This is a genomic window from Candidatus Paceibacterota bacterium, assembly GCA_028716825.1.
GTDB lineage: Bacteria > Patescibacteriota > Minisyncoccia > Minisyncoccales.
On record JAQUPA010000004.1, the window covers coordinates 21,939 to 39,282 of the forward strand.

Annotated in this window: 22 protein-coding genes; 3 read left to right on the forward strand and 19 right to left on the reverse strand. The window is 30.1% G+C overall.

Features of this window, described 5'->3' with window-relative positions:
• Nucleotide 1: 1 nt before the first annotated feature.
• From PHI88_01190 to PHI88_01205, 4 genes are all read right to left on the reverse strand, one after another.
• Nucleotides 2–187: a helix-turn-helix domain-containing protein gene (locus tag PHI88_01190; protein ID MDD5551763.1), complete on the reverse strand. Its 186-nt coding sequence runs from the start codon at nt 185–187 to the stop codon at nt 2–4.
• A gap of 112 nt (nt 188–299) precedes the next feature.
• Nucleotides 300–1,451 (reverse strand): hypothetical protein, encoded by a 1,152-nt coding sequence (locus PHI88_01195; GenBank protein MDD5551764.1) that lies wholly within the window; start codon nt 1,449–1,451, stop codon nt 300–302.
• On the reverse strand, nt 1,441–1,617 hold the full coding sequence (locus PHI88_01200) for a hypothetical protein (protein ID MDD5551765.1): 177 nt from the start codon (nt 1,615–1,617) through the stop codon (nt 1,441–1,443). Before PHI88_01200 ends, PHI88_01195 begins: the two co-directional genes overlap by 11 nt.
• Nucleotides 1,618–1,679: 62 nt before the next feature.
• A complete protein-coding gene (locus PHI88_01205) occupies nt 1,680–2,732 on the reverse strand; it encodes a hypothetical protein (GenBank protein ID MDD5551766.1) in 1,053 nt (350 codons plus the stop codon).
• An 87-nt stretch (nt 2,733–2,819) separates the two neighbouring features.
• Here PHI88_01205 and PHI88_01210 point away from each other — a divergent pair, with 87 nt between their 5' ends.
• The 3 genes from PHI88_01210 to PHI88_01220 all read left to right on the forward strand — a co-directional run bounded on the left by PHI88_01210 (nt 2,820) and on the right by PHI88_01220 (nt 5,759).
• A complete protein-coding gene (locus tag PHI88_01210) occupies nt 2,820–3,041 on the forward strand; it encodes an NYN domain-containing protein (protein ID MDD5551767.1) in 222 nt (73 codons plus the stop codon).
• A 23-nt stretch (nt 3,042–3,064) separates the two neighbouring features.
• Nucleotides 3,065–3,433: an NYN domain-containing protein gene (locus PHI88_01215; protein ID MDD5551768.1), complete on the forward strand. Its 369-nt coding sequence runs from the start codon at nt 3,065–3,067 to the stop codon at nt 3,431–3,433.
• A gap of 349 nt (nt 3,434–3,782) precedes the next feature.
• A complete protein-coding gene (locus PHI88_01220) occupies nt 3,783–5,759 on the forward strand; it encodes a copper-translocating P-type ATPase (GenBank protein ID MDD5551769.1) in 1,977 nt (658 codons plus the stop codon).
• Between the two features lie 107 nt (nt 5,760–5,866).
• On the opposite strand, the gene PHI88_01225 is transcribed toward PHI88_01220, so the two are convergent.
• The 15 genes from PHI88_01225 to PHI88_01295 all read right to left on the reverse strand — a co-directional run bounded on the left by PHI88_01225 (nt 5,867) and on the right by PHI88_01295 (nt 17,306).
• Complete coding sequence (locus PHI88_01225) at nt 5,867–6,904, reverse strand: NAD(P)/FAD-dependent oxidoreductase (protein MDD5551770.1); 1,038 nt, start codon at nt 6,902–6,904, stop codon at nt 5,867–5,869.
• Between the two features lie 10 nt (nt 6,905–6,914).
• Nucleotides 6,915–7,952 (reverse strand): DUF3048 domain-containing protein, encoded by a 1,038-nt coding sequence (locus PHI88_01230; GenBank protein ID MDD5551771.1) that lies wholly within the window; start codon nt 7,950–7,952, stop codon nt 6,915–6,917.
• 3 nt (nt 7,953–7,955) lie between these two features.
• A complete protein-coding gene (gene mutM, locus PHI88_01235) occupies nt 7,956–8,822 on the reverse strand; it encodes a DNA-formamidopyrimidine glycosylase (protein MDD5551772.1) in 867 nt (288 codons plus the stop codon).
• A gap of 58 nt (nt 8,823–8,880) precedes the next feature.
• Nucleotides 8,881–9,243: a response regulator gene (locus PHI88_01240; protein ID MDD5551773.1), complete on the reverse strand. Its 363-nt coding sequence runs from the start codon at nt 9,241–9,243 to the stop codon at nt 8,881–8,883.
• 20 nt (nt 9,244–9,263) lie between these two features.
• On the reverse strand, nt 9,264–9,635 hold the full coding sequence (locus PHI88_01245) for a response regulator (GenBank protein MDD5551774.1): 372 nt from the start codon (nt 9,633–9,635) through the stop codon (nt 9,264–9,266).
• A 79-nt stretch (nt 9,636–9,714) separates the two neighbouring features.
• Nucleotides 9,715–10,425, reverse strand: coding sequence for a hypothetical protein (locus PHI88_01250; GenBank protein ID MDD5551775.1), 711 nt, complete (start codon nt 10,423–10,425; stop codon nt 9,715–9,717).
• Nucleotides 10,425–11,111: a hypothetical protein gene (locus PHI88_01255; protein MDD5551776.1), complete on the reverse strand. Its 687-nt coding sequence runs from the start codon at nt 11,109–11,111 to the stop codon at nt 10,425–10,427. Before PHI88_01255 ends, PHI88_01250 begins: the two co-directional genes overlap by 1 nt.
• 32 nt (nt 11,112–11,143) lie before the next feature.
• Complete coding sequence (locus tag PHI88_01260; protein ID MDD5551777.1) at nt 11,144–12,469, reverse strand: ATP-binding protein; 1,326 nt, start codon at nt 12,467–12,469, stop codon at nt 11,144–11,146.
• A gap of 2 nt (nt 12,470–12,471) precedes the next feature.
• Nucleotides 12,472–12,735, reverse strand: coding sequence for a hypothetical protein (locus PHI88_01265; protein MDD5551778.1), 264 nt, complete (start codon nt 12,733–12,735; stop codon nt 12,472–12,474).
• A gap of 3 nt (nt 12,736–12,738) precedes the next feature.
• On the reverse strand, nt 12,739–13,824 hold the full coding sequence (locus tag PHI88_01270; protein ID MDD5551779.1) for a hypothetical protein: 1,086 nt from the start codon (nt 13,822–13,824) through the stop codon (nt 12,739–12,741).
• A gap of 15 nt (nt 13,825–13,839) precedes the next feature.
• The gene (locus PHI88_01275) at nt 13,840–14,418 is read right to left on the reverse strand and encodes a PAS domain-containing protein (GenBank protein ID MDD5551780.1); all 579 of its coding nucleotides are present in this window, start codon (nt 14,416–14,418) and stop codon (nt 13,840–13,842) included.
• Between the two features lies 1 nt (nt 14,419).
• Nucleotides 14,420–15,013 (reverse strand): hypothetical protein, encoded by a 594-nt coding sequence (locus tag PHI88_01280; protein ID MDD5551781.1) that lies wholly within the window; start codon nt 15,011–15,013, stop codon nt 14,420–14,422.
• A gap of 3 nt (nt 15,014–15,016) precedes the next feature.
• Nucleotides 15,017–15,622, reverse strand: a complete 606-nt coding sequence (locus PHI88_01285) for a hypothetical protein (protein MDD5551782.1) — start codon at nt 15,620–15,622, stop codon at nt 15,017–15,019.
• Between the two features lies 1 nt (nt 15,623).
• Nucleotides 15,624–16,460, reverse strand: a complete 837-nt coding sequence (locus PHI88_01290) for a hypothetical protein (GenBank protein ID MDD5551783.1) — start codon at nt 16,458–16,460, stop codon at nt 15,624–15,626.
• 12 nt (nt 16,461–16,472) lie between these two features.
• Nucleotides 16,473–17,306 carry a hypothetical protein gene (locus PHI88_01295; protein MDD5551784.1) on the reverse strand — a complete coding sequence of 278 codons (834 nt, stop codon included), beginning with the start codon at nt 17,304–17,306 and terminating at the stop codon, nt 16,473–16,475.
• Between the last annotated feature and the right edge of the window lie 38 nt (nt 17,307–17,344).

Genomic DNA, 17,344 nt, shown 5'->3' on the forward strand with positions numbered 1-17,344 from the left:
ATTATTTTGTTTTTACTTTATTTAAAAACTTATTGAATTCTTTTTTATCAATTCTAAATTCTTTGCCTATTTTATAGGCCTTTAGCTTACCTGCTTTAATATAGCGGTAAATTGTCATTATATTAACCCTCAGTTTATCTGCTAATTCTTCTGCTGTATAAAAGTCTATTTGCTTTTTGCTTTTCATAAATAGTATCTATTCTATAGTATTACCCTCAGTTTATCTGCTAATTCTTCTGCTGTATAAAAGTCTATTTGCTTTTTGCTTTTCATAAATAGTATCTATTCTATAGTATTACTTAATTATATGATACTTTACAATAGTTTACAAGGCTTTTTGGCTTAATAATCTTAAATTTATCATGTTCAGCTCGCAGAAAATCAATTAAATTAGGCGTATTTCCGCTTATTGTGCCTAGCTCTTGCAGTATTAAAGCAATCTCTTTCTTTTTTCTTACAATGCTACCTCCTTTATATTTCCTTTTTAATTCTGCCCAAGTTCCAGCTATTCCATTTTTAGTAGCCATTCGCACCCAGTAGAATAGGTCTTGTTGCCTCTTTTGGCTCAATCCTGAGTTTTCTAAATAAGCCCATAATTTGTTTTCTTCCATTTCTGATAAACTTATTAAACCTACTGCAATTCCTTCAAAAACAGAATCAAAAGCTTTTAAAAGTATATCTTTTGATAATTCTAACTTGAAAATATCTTCTAGGCAAAAATCTTTTTTCTTATTGCCCTCAAAACGAGCTCTCATTGCTTTTTCAAAGCTATCTTTTCGGTTATAAGATAATTCAAACTTTAAGGCGTTTCTTTCCATTTCTCCTAACCGCACTGATTTTATTATTGCTTTTTCTATCTTAGTATAGCCCTTTGAAAATATTTCTCCTACCTTATCGTAAATAGTGTATTTTTGTGTAGTATTGCCAAACCTAATAAGATTTCCAAGTCCTTCTTGATAATTAAAAAAATTAAACTCAGAACAAGGTTTATAGTTAAAGCCTAAAAGTTTTAAAATAACTTCATTCGCTCTTCCTAGATAAGTAGGAAGAGTTATCATTTTTGAAAAATCAGCTTTTCTTACTATTGCTTGTCTTAATTCATTTATTGAGGTTTCAATTTCAGCTATTTTTAGTAAATGAACCGTTCTTTGATAAATTTGATTAATATTTTCTTCATTTGTCTCAAAAGCATTACTCCCATACAAGGCCTTACCCAAAGAAATCTGTATATTTAATATTTCGGGACATTCTTTCAAACCTCTCCTAGCTGTTGTTATATCAAGCATAGGGAAATAAATTCCTTTTTTCTTTAATTGGTCTGCGTATCTTTTACAGAAAATAGTTCTACCACTAAAACCTATAATCTTTTGTGTTTTAACACCATCAAACTTATTGACTCTCAATAACTTAAATTGATCCTTATTAAGTTGCCAGTTAATACTATCCATCATGTTTATTGTTTCTTTTATATTTTTCTGGATGATTCCTCCTGTCTATTTTCAAAAGTAAATCAAAAAACCCGAGCAAATTTTGTTTTGCTTCAAATTCTAAGTTGCTTCCAGAAAGTTCTTTTTTCAAAAACTTTTCTTCCTTTTGATATTTCGGTTCTTCAGCCATAAAAAAATAACCTTTAGTTAAGGTTATCTTTTATATGGTTCAAAACAGTTTAAACTATTTGATTAGAGATATTTTGGATTGATTTTGACTGATTGTTTAGTAGTTATAAAGAAATCTTTTATTCCTGTTTCTTTAGCAATTTTATTATTCAATGCGTATGCAACATTATAAAGACTTTCCCAGTCTTGTTGAAAATCAATGATTTCCATTATTTCTGAATATTGCCAATCCATCTTCTTGCTATAATCATCCTTAAAAATTACTTTTAACATATTATATTGATTGCTAAACTTAGTTGTTTTTATTCTTTTGTCTCCTATAAACAATACTCCTTTTGATTCATCAAAAGTCATAGAATGACCAATGTCTCTGCCCGTTTTTGAGTATCCAGCAAGTTCCTTGGCTAATTCATAATTTAACATTTGTATTTCTGCACAAACATTATCTTTTTCAAACCAATCTGGCTTAAACTCACCTGAATCATTTAATGTCGCATCGTTACGAAGTTCTTTAATCCTTATAATATTTTCTTTTTCAAGTCCAAGGATAACTTTAATAAAACTAATTTTAGTTTTTTTAAAGTCATTAAACCAAGTAATTATTTTGTTACCAGGATCATAAGTTCTTAATATTTTTTGCAGGAATAACCCCTTTTGAACTTCATAGCTCATACTTGTTTTGGGGAGAGGAAAAATCCCTTGAGGCATTAATATTCTGTCATTTATAAAATCTTCAATGATTACATCTAACCTGTTTTTTAATTTAGATAGATTAATAACTTCAATCTCAAAAAAGAACCATTTGGGAATTAATTTATGATCTCTATCCATTTTTTTTGCTTTCACGAAATCTAGGGGAAGATTTTCCTTTTCATTGAATAATATCTCAGGCGAGGTGTTCGGTAATATATTAATAATTTTATCTATTTCAAGAACGTTTAAAACATTACAAATATCTTCAATCTTATCTCTATTTAAGGATAGCTCTTTTACGGAAAAACCAAGATCATCTCTTATTTCGTGATACATCAAAATCATCTTTAACATATAAGCTTCTGGATCAGATCTTTGATAGCAAGACAAATATTGATCATCCTCTTCGTATTCTTCTTCCATAAATTGAATTCTTTCTTAAAATTATATAATCTTATCATATATTTCATTTATTTGGATAATTATTTAAAATTTTTACAACATGAATATATGCAAAATTCAAAGAAAAAATTACTAAGAAAAAGTAGAAAAATTTTTGCTTTTATTGACGGCGAAAATGTCAGAAATTCTGCCCAAGAAGCTGGATATAAAGACTTAGATTATGAAAAGGTGTATGAATGGCTTACGAAAAAAAAGGATGTTTTAAGGATTTATTTATATGTAGCAGTTAGAAAAAAAATAAAGAAAGATTTAAGTATTTTCAATTATTAGAGAAAAAATATAGTAATTTTTTCGTGTGTATTAAAGAAGTGAATGACTACAAAGACATGAAGAGGATAGAAGTAAAATGCCCTTTTTGCGAAAAAGACTTTATAAAGCGTTATTGGGCAAAGAAATCTAAAGGAAATTGCGATGCTGAGTTAACTTTGGATATTATCCGCTTTGGTGTAAGAAAAAGATACAAAGGGATTATAGTTTTTTCTGGAGATGGAGACTTCGCTAGAGTTTATGAATATGTTTCTAAAGAATTAAGAAAAAAGGTTATAATCTATGCACCGAAAAAGAAAAGAACCTCTGTAAAATTAAAAAAGCTATTTGAACAAAAGATAATAACGCTTGAAGGACTAAATCCTCTTTTCCCTTATTATGGCAAGAAGAATTAAAAAAAGACCCCCCGAAGGTGGTCTTTTTGATTGATATATTATATTGTATTAAATTTTTCTATTTTTGTCAAGAATAATTTTTTGACGAGTATACCGTTATTGCAAGTAGAGAACAAAATACCATTGGAAATGAAGGTCTAAAATCATATTACTTGCTATGAGGGGAGACTTGTCAATTTTTTTCATTACACTAAGATTTCTTTGTTCAAAAAGTATTTTATGTTGAAATTAGTCATTTCTTCCTTGATTTTGTTCCAATCAATGGTTCTGAACGTGTCCAGTAGGGGGAGATTTTAAAAAGCCCAAGATTATTTCTTGGGTTTTTATTTTTAAATGTTAAAATATTTATATGAATCACCAACAACATCATAATAATCATCAATCAAAAATGCTAATAGATTTTAAGCGGAGATTTTTCGTTTCACTAATTATTTCTTTCCCAATTTTAATACTTTCACCGATAATTCAAGACTTATTGAATCTAGAAATTAAATTCACAGGAAGTAATTATGTTCTGCTTTTATTATCATCTTTTGTATTTTTTTATGGTGGCTGGCCATTTTTAAAAGGCCTCTTCGACGAATTAAAGAAGAGGTCTCCAGGAATGATGACATTAATTGGCTTGGCAATATCTGTTGCTTATTTTTATAGCACTGCTGTTATTTTTGGCTTAAAAGGTGAATTTTTTTTCTGGGAACTTGCAACGTTGGTTGACATCATGCTTTTAGGACACTGGATAGAAATGAAATCTGTTATAGGAGCTTCAAAGGCACTTGAAAAATTGGCCCAACTTATGCCAGACAAAGCACATCTTCTCAAGAATAGTAATATTTTGGAAGTTAAAACAAAAGATTTATCAGTAAATGATGAAATATTAATAAAACCTGGTGAGAAAATTCCTTCAGATGGGATTATTTTAAAAGGAGAAAGCTATGTTGACGAATCAATGCTTACAGGAGAATCAAAGCCTGTTTTGAAGAGAAAAGGAGACAAAGTAATTGGTGGCTCTATAAACGGAGATGGGTCGCTCGAAGTAAGAATTGAACACACAGAAGAGAGTTCCTATCTTTCAAAAGTTATTGATTTAGTGAAAAAAGCCCAGGCATCAAAATCAAAAACCCAACGATTGGCAGATAAAGCAGCGTTTTGGCTTACACTTTTTGCTCTAACAATAGGACTTATCACTTTAATTACTTGGTTGGTGTTAGGAAAAGGTATCACATTTGCAATAGGAAGAATGGCAACAGTAATGGTAATAGCTTGCCCTCATGCTCTTGGTCTTGCGATACCTCTTGTTGTAGCTGTTTCTACCTCTTTATCTGCAAAAAATGGTTTGCTCATTAAAAACAGAACTGCTTTTGAAAATTCCAGGAAGATTACAACAATTGTTTTTGACAAAACAGGAACCCTGACTAAGGGAGAATTCAGTATTAGCTCTGTACACTCTTTTGATAAAGACTTCAACCAAAATAAAATAATTCAACTCGCAGTTTCTTTAGAAAAAAATTCTGAACATCCAATAGCTACAGGGATTATAAAAAAAGCAAAAGAATCTAAAGTAGAAACGTTAGAAGTTTTAAATTTTAAAGCTAACAAGGGTAAGGGCGTTGAAGGAATTATAAATGGGAAAAAAATTGAAGTTGTGAGCCAAAATTTTTTAAAAGAGAAAAAAATAACATTACCGAAAGAATTAAAATTAAACAAGGTAGGCACAGTAGTATTTGTCTTGGCAGATAATAAATTAATAGGTTCTATTACTTTATCTGATAAAATCCGAGAAGAGTCTTATGAGGCAATTAAGCAGTTGAAGAAAATGAATATAAGATGTTGGATGCTTACAGGAGACAACAAAGAGATAGCTTCTTTAGTAACAAATGAGCTAAAACTTGATGGGTATTTTGCTGAGATTTTACCTCACGAAAAACAAGAAAAAATAAAAGAACTTCAATCAAAGGGAGAATTTGTTGCGATGGCAGGAGATGGAGTTAACGATGCTCCGGCTTTAGCTCAAGCTGATATTGGAATTGCAATTGGTTCTGGGACTGATATTGCTGCAGAAACATCTGATATTATTCTTGTAAATAGTAATCCTGTTGATATTATGTCACTTATAATTTTTGGTAGAGCTACTTATAAAAAAATGGTTCAAAATCTTTTTTGGGCAACAGGATACAATATTTTCGCTATTCCGTTGGCTGCAGGAATTTTATATAGCGCAGGAATAATAATCTCCCCTGCAGTTGGAGCGGTTTTGATGTCTTTAAGCACAGTAATTGTGGCCATAAACGCAAGAATGTTAAAGATTAAAAATAGCAACAAGTTCTAACGTCCTACAATAGAAAATATTGGATTCAGTTTAGCCATTTCTTCCCTCACCCTCCCCCAATTAATGGTTTAAGTATGTTTAGCAAGGAGATTTTTGGTGAAAAAAGCTTAAAACCTAAAAATTGAAGTGGGTTTATCTTGATCTAGTTTTTGTCGAGTCCTGATTAAAGATAAACCAATTTTTTTTGCAAAATTTGGCAATGAATAAAATTTTCTAAATAAATCCCCTGTTCTTATTTCTTTCATTAAAAATTTTCTCCATTTCTTTTCATATTCCTCAAGATTTGGATTTTCAAAATTGTCTATAGTATTTGAGGCAATTTTCGCACAAGAAAATCCATATACTAATCCTCCTCCTGTATAAGGCTTAATTTGTCCTGCAGAATCTCCACAAAGAAATACTCTTTTTGTTATAGTTTTTTTAATTGGGAAATAAGGAATTAATGCGGCTTTTATATCTTTATAAGGAATTTTTTTTTCTTTTAAAAATATTTCTAACTTTTCTCTTGGATTTTTATCTTTTTTTAAAGCTATGCCCCATTCAACTGATTTTTTTCTTGGTATTTTCCACGCAAAAAAACCTGAAAATTTTTTTGAAAAGAAAAGCTCAACAAAATCTTCTTTGACATCTTTCTTCTTTTCGGAAAAAACGATTAATCCTAATAATAATTTTTTTTGTTGTGGTAAATTTACATTCCTAGCTATTAAAGAAACCGCTCCATCACAGCCAGCAAGAATTTTCCCCCTAAAAATACTGCCTGTAGTAGATGAAATTTCTACAAAATCTTCTTTCTCAGAAATATTTGAAATGCTTTCCTCTGTTAATATTTTAACACCATATTTTTCTGCTTCTTCTTTTAAATAAATGTCAAATTTATTTCTATCAAAAAGAAACGCCTTACCCTTAAAAAAGAAGGGAGATTTTTCTATCCATAATTTTGCTCCGTTTATTTCCTTCTCAAGAAAAAATCCAAAGTCGTCTTTGGGAATATAATTTAAAATATTAGAAGAAACAAGTCCCGAACAAAGCTTTTGTCCAATTTCTTTTTTTCTCTCAAGAAGTAAAACAGATTTACCTTTTTTGGCAAATTCTTTAGACAAAAAAAGACCAACAGCTCCTCCGCCAACAACAATAAGATCATGCATAATGACTTACTTAGAATTTATGTGTAATTTCTATCCATATTGGACCTGGAATAAATTTAATATCTTTTCCGTTCTTGTCATAAAAAGAAAGTTTGCCCGATGAAGATCTTTTACGCCATTTGCCGTCTACCACTTTTCCAGATTTATATATTTTTGCACTACCGCTCCCAATAACTTTTGCATCAGCCACGCCTGGAGAAAGAACTCCTATTTTTGTTTTCATTAAAACAACATTTTTAGCATAAGCTTGTTTTCCGGTATTTGCATCAATTGCTTTTTGTCCTCGCCAAGACCTTAAATAATTGCCTGTTTTATAGTCATAAACATATTCTACTGTGTAATTATAATTGATTTTAATAGATTGCTTTGTTTTACGATTCTTAACTTTTCTTTGCCAAAACTCATAACCGCTAAATCTATTTCTCCTCCTCATTTTTTTATCCCTCATTGCTAATCGCAGCTTATGAATTGTTGAAAAACCATTATGAGGAGCATATCTGCCATATTTTCTAAAAAAAGCTCCGGAAGGATTTACCATTGCATTAAGCCAGTCTAGGCCAATCTTTTCTATTCTTTCAAAAGCTGATCTAGATCCTCCCCACGACGCTAACACTACATCAAAGCCAAGTGCAATATCGGCCATATAAGGCCTAACAGATCTTATGGATCCTACCTCCTTTGGAGATTTACATTGAAAAATAGCAAGAAGTCTTGTAACTCCTCCGGCATTTGCTACAGGCCACTCTATCACAATATCTGCTTCAGAAATTCCCGATAAAGGCATTGTCTCTGGATATTGAGCAAGGATTACACCAACTGCTCTTTTCTTATTATTTTCACAGGATATCCCAGAGAAAGGACTAATGTTCTTTTCCCTCACTTCTTCTACTACTAATTTAGTTTCTTTTCCAATAGAAGAAAAATCTTTACCTTGCTTAAAATAAACAAAAAAGGCAAAAGATATAAAAACTAAAATAATACCAAAACCACCTAAAATCTGTGTTTGTTTTCTTGAGAAACGATAAAAAAGTATTTTTTTTATATTCATGAATTAAATTTTTTGGCAAGTGGGGCAAAAATGCGCCGAACGACCACCTATTTTTTCTCTTTTTATTTTACCATTACATTTAGGGCATCTCTCGCCCTCCCTTCTATAAACTTTTCTCTTGCTATCAAAATTTCCTTTTTTACCACTAGGTATTCTGTAATCTGAAAAACTCTCGCCTTTTAATTTAACGCCTAATTTTAAAATTTTTTTTGTAGAATTAAAAATTCTCCTTAATTCATCCTCTTCCAATTCTACACTATTTTTAAAAGGATTAATTTTTGCGTCAAACAATATCTCATCTGAATAAATATTACCAATCCCAGAAATAATTTCTTGATTCATTAAAACCTGTTTTATCTTACCTTTCTTACTTTTAATTTTTTTATTAAAATCTCTAAAATTAACTGCTAAAGCATCGGGACCTAATTTTTTAAGTTCCTCAAGGGAATTAATTTCTTCTTTTGTACCAAAAATCACTTTAGCAAACTTTCGTAAATCAGATAAAGCAACCATGCCTCCATTTTCAAGAAAAAAAAATAAATGGATAAACCTATTCATCGGATCTTCAAGGTGCTTATTTTTAAATGGGATCCACGATTCTTTTTCTTTTTTCCATTCTCCGAATAAAAGATGCCCTGTCATTTTCTGATGAATTAAAACAGCTCGATTTTTATCGAGCTCAATTATAATATTCTTTCCTTTTCTTGTAATATTTCTTATTTTCCTCTGTTTTATATTCTTTTTTAAAAGAGAGAAACTCGGTCTTTTAATTATCTTTGGCGTATCAGTCCAAACATCAATAATCTTTTTTCCTATAATCTTTTTTTTCAATTCTCTAACCGTTGTTTCAACTTCCGGCAGTTCTGGCATAACTAATTTAGTTTATAAAAAACTGCAAAATTAAAAAACATTTCGGATGTCCTGGTTTTTATAGATACTTTTTAATTTTGTCGAATATTTCTTCAAGCGTAAAGTTCGCTTTTATCAAATAATCCTTTGCGCCAAGAGACAAAGCTCTTTCTACGTCTTCCTTCTGCCCGAGATTCGAAAGCACGATAACAGGGACTTCACTGGTTTTTGGATTCTCTTTTATCTTTTTCAAAACATCAAACCCGTTAATTCCTGGCAATATAAGGTCAAGCAACATTAAATCAGGCATTTCTTCTCCGGCTTTTTTAACTCCTTCTTCGCCGTCCACCGCTGAAACAACCGTTAAATTTTCGTCTTGTAATTTTCTTGAAAGTAAATCTCTTAAAAATTTGTCATCTTCGACAATTAAAATCTTTGCCATAAGATTATTGACTTTTTTTATTAACTACTTAATTGTTTTTTAACTTTTTCTATAACTTCATCAGGGTCAAACTGGGTTTTAATTAAATAATCCTTTACTCCGAGATCTAGCGCTCTTGAAATTTCAACTGGCTGTCCAGAATTTGAAATTATAATCACTGGTATTTTTTTTAATTCTGGCTCTTTCTGCATATCTTCTAAAACCTCAAATCCTCCCTTCCTTGGCATTATTATATCAAGCAGAATTAAATCTATCTTTTCTGCTTTCATCTTTTCCATCCCTTCCTGACCATCGTAAGCAAGAGCTGTTTCAAAACCTACTTCTTTGAGTTTTTTATCCAGAAGCCCGGAAAGTATCTTTTCGTCTTCTATTATTAGAATTTTCTTTGCCATAATAAAGATTTTTAGACTTTATAAATTATAATACTTTTAAAAAATACATCAACCTTTCGCGGGAAATAATCTCCGCGTATTATTCTCGATCAGTAGCAGAATAAGTTAGAATAATAATCATTGCTAAAATCAAATAAAATATAAAATAGGTAAATTCCGAATAAAGTGGATTTAATTTAAATGCTGGTAATATAAAAAAATCAAGAAAACCAGGGATAAACACTATTGCCATTGCAGAAGCCATACCAATTGCTCTTATTTTTACTTTTTTAACTTCAGCTGATCGAGCTTCTTTGAAAAAGACTATAATACCAGGTATTAATATCGAAACAATCATAAGAAAATTCAAAATAGAGGCAACCAAAGGAGGATTTTCCCATATTAAAACCCCTTTCTCACTAACAAATGTCGTTGGAGGATTAATGATAAAGCCTACCATAACAACAATCGAAATAAAAATGAAAAAAATAGTAATTTTTTTAACATATTTTGGAAATTTAACAAAATAAATAATATATCCTAAAATGACTAATCCAAGCAATAAAAAGAACCTTTCAATTAGCTCAAAAATTATCCACGCATTTTGGTTCTTAAGAAAAAAAAGACTCGGAAAGCCCAGAAAAAATCTGCTTAAAGCAATAAAGAAAAAACCATAGCCAAAAAACTTACCGATAATGTTATCTTTGGATTCTCCATATCTTAAAAATCTAAATGCCAAAAAAAACATTACAAAAAAACCAAAAATATGAATAATCCCACTAATTGGCAATACCGTATTAAAAAGCGTCATTAAATTTTTATTTTAAATGCTTTATATATTAAAATTGCTCCTAATAAATATCCTATTCTGGCGAATACTGGAGATACAAGGGCGCAAATAATCATTGGAGCTATTAAAAACCATGCACCAAGCCCGTAAAGTAGCCCCTTTATTTTAAGAATCTTTTCTTTTTCTCTTAAAGAATTAAATAAAATTACACCCAAGATTAGTACTGATATAAGAATAATAAGACCATAAAGAATTAAAATGCCACTTGGGTCAAAAACATAGTTTCTAACCACTAAATAATGAAAAGGTTCTAATGGGGCTTGTTGTATTTCACTTGCTAACTTAAAAACTTTTCCTGATAGAAAAAGTCCAAATGCTATCATAACAAAACCAAATAAAACATAGAATAGATATTTAAAATAAGATCTTGGTCCAAATTCTTTGCTTACAAACCACAAAATTAAATATGCTCCGACAATGTGTATTAGCCCTCCTATTATTAAAAATTTTGTTTGGAGGCCATAAAGACTAAATTGGACTAATATATCTCTTACAGCATAAAATAAAATTGCAAGAGCGATAAAAAACAATCCAAAACCAAATATCTTAGCAGAAAAATATTTAGTCTTCTTTGATCTCCCCAAAAATTCATATCCCAACCAACAAAGCAAAAAAATTGTACTTATCATTACGATTTGTGTAATCATAATTTTATTTATGGTTTAAATATTCTATTATTTTAAAACTCTTCTAAGAATTTACCAAACTTTTCTTTGTTGACCGGAAGAGTAAAGTAAAAAATTGTCCCTTTGCCTTCTTCTGAATCAAACCAAACCTTTCCCCCGTGTGATTCAATGACGTTTTTTGTGATAAAAAGTCCAAGACCCGAACCTTCTGTCTCCATGCGCATAACATTCTCTGCTCGAAAAAACTTAGTAAAAATTCTTTTCTGTTGGATTTTTGGAATACCAACACCATCATCTTTAATAGTAAATAAAATTTCACTTCTTTTTTTATTATAATCTATCTTGAATAATATTTTACCCCCTTCTTGTGTGTAATGAGTAGCATTTTCTGCTAAATTTTGAATTGCAAGGCTAATTTTTTCATTATCAACTTTTACTTGAGGCACTTTTTCTTTAGGAAGAATAAACTTAAATTCAACTTTTTTCTTTTTTGCCTCTTCTCTTGCAGACTGTATGCTTTTTTTAGTTATTTCTAATATATCTTTTGATTCAAGTTCATAAACATATCTTCCTTCTTCGATGCGGCTTACGTTCAAAAGATCATTAACAAGACTTATCATTCTATCATTTGATTGAGCACATTTTTCTATCAATTCTTTACTGTCTTCTTTGGATAAATTTTCTTCTTTTAATAAGGATATACTCCATCTTATAGCAGATAAGGGGGTCCTTAGTTGATGTGCGGCAACTGAAACAAATTCTGTCTTAAGCCTTTCGACCATTTTTTCTCTTGAAATATCATGAAAAACTATCAAGTGCCCAAAATTTTCTTCCTCGTCTTTCAAAGATATTGTTGTAACCTCCATTGTAACTTCTTTTTTAGGCGAGAATTCTCCTCTGTCTATTTCTTTAACGCTACCATTTTTAAAAAATAATTCTAATGCACCTGCAAGGGGAACGTTCTTCTTTAATTCCTGAATGTTTTTCCCTTTTATCTCTTCCTTTTTTAAATCAAAATAATCTTCCGCAGCGGGATTTACTAATTCTAAATTATTATTTTTATCAACTATTATAAGACCATCAATAAAACTATTTATAACAGATATTGTTTTATCTCTTTCTCGCACCGCTTCTAACCTTGTCTCTTCGACATCTTCCAAAATATTCATTAATGCTCTTCTTGAATCGTCAGCCTCCTTAGCTTTTGCTTCTATCTCTTGAGTTCTTTTGGAAATCTTTTGTTCTAATTCTTCTTTTCCCTTAGCAAGATCCTTGATTTTAATTTCCAGCCTTTCTGTGGCTCTTTTTATAAAGGCGTCTAATTCCTGACTTGAAATTTCAAGTAAAGGCTTTCTATTTTTTGTAATTTCTTCTTGCATTTTTATTGTATTTCTTTTATTTTTTGAGAAATTTCTTCTGCCTCTGATTCATCTAAGAATAGAAGTAAACTGACTTTCATATTGTCAGCGAAGATATTTAATTTATCTTCTGTAAGCTCATCGGGATTAATTCCCATTCTTTGGCAATTTACTCTTATTGACGAAGAAGCAATAACTTCTCCAATCTTTGGATAAAGTATCTCTTGAACTTTTTTTAAAATTTCTTTTTCGGCCCCAAAGCCTTTTTTTGTGCTTGGATTTTTCATTTTTTATTTTGGTAAAACTTTAAATATTACAGAATTTTCTTTTTCTTTTTTCCATTTAATATTCCCTTCTCTATTCTCTATAGCTTCATAACAACCAAGAATTAAGCCGCCTATTATTATTTCATTAAAAGGATTATCTACGTGGACTACTAAATTATTGTTCTCTTTTTTTACAGCAACAAAATTACCCCACCCCTTAAGTCCGAATTCTTTAACGTTTAATGTTTCTCTGTAATCTTCAGTGTTATTATTGCTGGAGAAAATAAGATTTTCTTTTATGTACTTTTTTTCTGCATTTAATATTATATCTTTAATATCATCTCCTAATTCTTTTATAAGAAGATTAAAGATAGCCTCAATTGCATATCTTGTAAAAAGTAAATAATCTTTCTTTGTGTTTTTATGGATTATCTTTCCCCCTGACATGTCCCATTTATAACGATCGGAAAATTCTTTCGGTACTTTGCAGTTTGGACACAAATTATAATTAATATTACCTGGTAAAAATTCCGATTTCGAGGCGGGTGCTGGATTCTGAATATATTTTGCTAGCTCTGATTCTTTATCCTTTGGTTCTATTTTAGTCTCAAGAGTGCCGTCTTTTTTCTGAGAAGTAATTTTTACTGATTCTAATCTAAACATATATTGAACAATACCTCCTATTGCTCCTTCTATTAAAGCAATGGATGGGTAATTTCTGAACTTGAAAGACGCTTTTTTTTCTTTGTAATTTAATTTAACTTCGTCGCAAACACCCCACCCTATAGATGAAGTAAGTTTTTTATTTAAAGTATTTTTAAGCATGTTACCATTAACCAGTCTTAAACGAACTAAAAATCTCATAAAACGGCCTAAAAACTCCTCATCTACAACATTTATCGTAACAATTCTTTTAGCAAGAGTAATTAATTTATCTATAGGACGACCTAATTGCCTTTCTATCTCTTTAAAAATATTAAGTAATTCTTCTTTCCCAATAAAAACCAAAAAGAGCCCTCCTTTTTTACCCCATGTTCCATTTGGATACCAAACATACCCTCTTTTAGTTATAAATTCCATTTCGCAAAATTTACATTTTTCTTTGCTCATATTGTCTGATTATTTTTATAAATTATTTTTTTTGAACTTTGCAATTTCTTCTTTAAGCTCTATCATTTTTAATTCCCTCCCTACTGCTATTTTATGAAATGCTTCAAGTTCTTCTACTTTTTCTTGAAGCTCTCTTGTTTTTTTATCTACTTCTTCCTGAAGCTTTTCCTGAAAATTTACAGTTTCTGTAAGATCAACAATCGACAAAAAATAACCAATCACCTCACCTTCTTCGCTTTTTCTTGCCATAGCAGAAATGCTTACCGGAATTTCTTTTTTATCTTTCGTTAAAAAATTTATTCTTTTAACGGGAGCTGATTCTTCTTTTAATATTTTCTTTTTCAAATCTTCAATCTCGGTGTTTTCTTTAAATAAAATCTTAATGTCTTCTCCAACTATTTCCGTAGATTTATAACCAGAAAAATTAACAAGACAATCATCTACATCTAAAATATTGTGAACAGGATTAATATAGCAAATTGGCAAAGGCAAAAAACGCCAAAAATCTTGGATATAAGATTCGAGCTCTCTTAAATCTTGCTCTAAGGCATCTACTATTTCTTCTTCCGGACTTAATTTTTTATCTACTACCATATTACCATTGAACTAAATATTCATTAAAAGAATCACCTCTGAAAATACATTTTATTTCTTTACAAGTAACATCCCCCTTTAAAGCGAGTTCTCCTACTCCTTGAAAATAACCCTCAAGATACAAACAAACAAGGGGATGAATTTTAAAATTTTTTAACGCTAAAGATAATTTCTTACCCTCATTATCAAAATTAACAACTTCTAACTTCCCAATATTGTATTGCATTTTATAATAATCAGATATTCGTTCGACCAGCTTTTCAATAGAGGCAAAAAATCTAACAAAGAGCTTAATAATAAAAGAAAATTTTGCCGCCATTCTACCCATTTCTCTTATTTGTTTATCATTATATCCAAAAACATCCTTTATTAAAAGAAGAGAAATAGGCCTTAAACCCGCATCATACCATTCCATGGCTTTTGCGTTCCTATAATCTAAAGAATAATTACCTACTTCTTTTACTTTTTCTTCAAGTCTCAAAAGACCCTCTTCTCCTTCATTTTCAATAATGTATTTTGCGTCTGTTTGTAAAAAAACTCCTTTAATTTTGCCCTTTAATTTTAATAACTTTTCTAATTCTTCTTTTTTAATCATAAATTAACCCCATATTATCTTAAATTCTTCATAAGAATCTCCCCTAAAAAGACATTTTGTATGTTCTACCTTCACTTTCTTTTCTGCAATCATAATTTCGGCTATCTTTTGAAAATATGCTTGATGATAAATACAAATCAAAGGATGATATTTATGAAAATTTTTTATTCGAATTATTCCATATTTTTCTTTTTCATTGAAACCAACTGTCTCCATCTCTGAAAAATCAAAATGCTGACGCCAATATTTTGGCGCCATCTTAAAACTTTTTTCTATTTTAGCAAAATGCTGCATTAATAATTTGACTATAAAAGAATATTTAGGAGCTTCATGAGCCATTTTAAAAACATCCTGCTCCTCCCACTTAAACAGCTCGGCTGCGACAAGCACCACTAAACACGCTAAACCCTCTGAATACCATCTTATTTTGTCAACGTCTTTTTCTTTAATCGGATAACCTAATTCTTTTATCCTTTTCTCGACTTCTCCAACCCCTCCTTCCCCTTTTAAATCTTTAATATATTCAAAATGGCCTTTTAATATTGCTCCTTTTACATTCCCCTTAAGCTTCATCAACCTATCAACTTCTTCTTTGGTAAGTTTTATCATTTTAGGTCTTTATTTTTTTTAATTCTTTAATTTCTTTTTTCAACTCTAACATCCTTAATTCCCGCTTTATGGTTTGTTGATTAATTCCTTGAAGTTCCTTAAATTTCTCTTTTAACTCTCTTGCCTTTTTTTCAGCTTCTGAATCTAATTTTTTTGTAAGTTCCTCAAGTTCTTTTTTCCGAGCACGCACCCTGATTTCTAATCCATCCTTTATCTCTTGAGTCTCTTTTGCTCTCTCTTTTAAAAGATTATTTTTTTCTCTTATGCTCCCAGCAAAAAAATTCAACGTTATGGCCACAGATACGATCAGTCCAAAAAAAGCAGAAAGAGTAGCCAAAACATATTTAAAATTATTATAAAGATCAAAACTTGCAAACATTGAATGGTGGTTTAAAATCCCAAAATATTCAAGAATTACTAATCCATTCACCATTAATAATAAAAAAAATGTCAGAAAAAAGGCTTCTGTGCGAGGAAGAACAATATAGGCAAAGGCTAAAGCACCTACATATAAAAAAGGAATTATCCAACTTATCCCGCCTCCATAATGCATTAAAAACGCGATAAAAGAAAAGTCTAAAATAATATGCAAAAAATTTAATTCATATATTCTTTTTTCTTTTTTTTGTTTTCTTATAAGGAAATTTAGAATACCAATTATTATTAAATAACCAACAAAAATAAAAACAAATCTTAAAATAATGTCGGAGTTAAGCTTTAAAGTATTAGCTATTAAGGGGAAGATTATAATGCCCCCTCCCACAATCAAAAGTCTAAATCGTGATCCAATACGACTTTGACGAATTAAATCTTTTATTTCTTGCTCCTTAACTAACATATTAAAATTAAATTAAACTCTTTTTGTAGAATAAAGAGAAGTTTTAATCCTCTCTGCCTCTTTTTCTAATTCTACTAATTTTTCTTCTCTCCCTTTTGTGAGGTGGCTAAATTTTTCTAACTCTTTTATTCTTTTCTCAAGATTTGCCGTTCTTTCAGAAACCTTATTTTCTAATTCATTTGCGAAATCTCTTGTTTCCCTAGTTCTTGCGTTTACTTTAACTTCAAGAACCATTTTTTCTTCTTCTGTTTGATCCATAGCTAGTTCAATTTCTTTTTTCTTTTTTTTCAAAGCGCTTGAAAAAACACCCAAAACTCCCGCCAGGAACATTAAAAAAAAGTCTGTCATAAAAAGTGTTGATGCTACATATAAAATATCGTTATGAGGTTTCGTCCCAAATGAAGAAAAATGCGGTATTATGTTAAAAAATTCCAACATAACAAGTCCGTTAAAGAAAATAAAAACTGCAATTAACGTTAAATTTGTTGCTTTTTTACGCGGAAGCATAAAATGAGCAAAAATAATTGTTATTGAATAAAAAATACCTCCCCACCAAGAAATTCCTCCTATATAGTGAATACCTATAGTTAAAAAAAGACACTCAAGAACAAAATAAAGAAAGTTAGCATTTTCTATTGATTTTTGTTCCTTTATTTTCTTTAAGGCGATTTCAAAAGGAAAAGTAGTTAGAAGCCAAAAAATCAACCATACAATAAACGCCCAAGGAATATTTACTAAATTTGTTTTAATTAAAACAATGCCCAAAATTATAAAAGCGCCTATAATTAATCTTCTTATAAGCATAATAAAATTAGATTCTCTCTGAAGTTCTTCTTCTTTTGTCATTTTCTAAAAAAATAGTTCTTTTTAAAAAAGTTTACCAT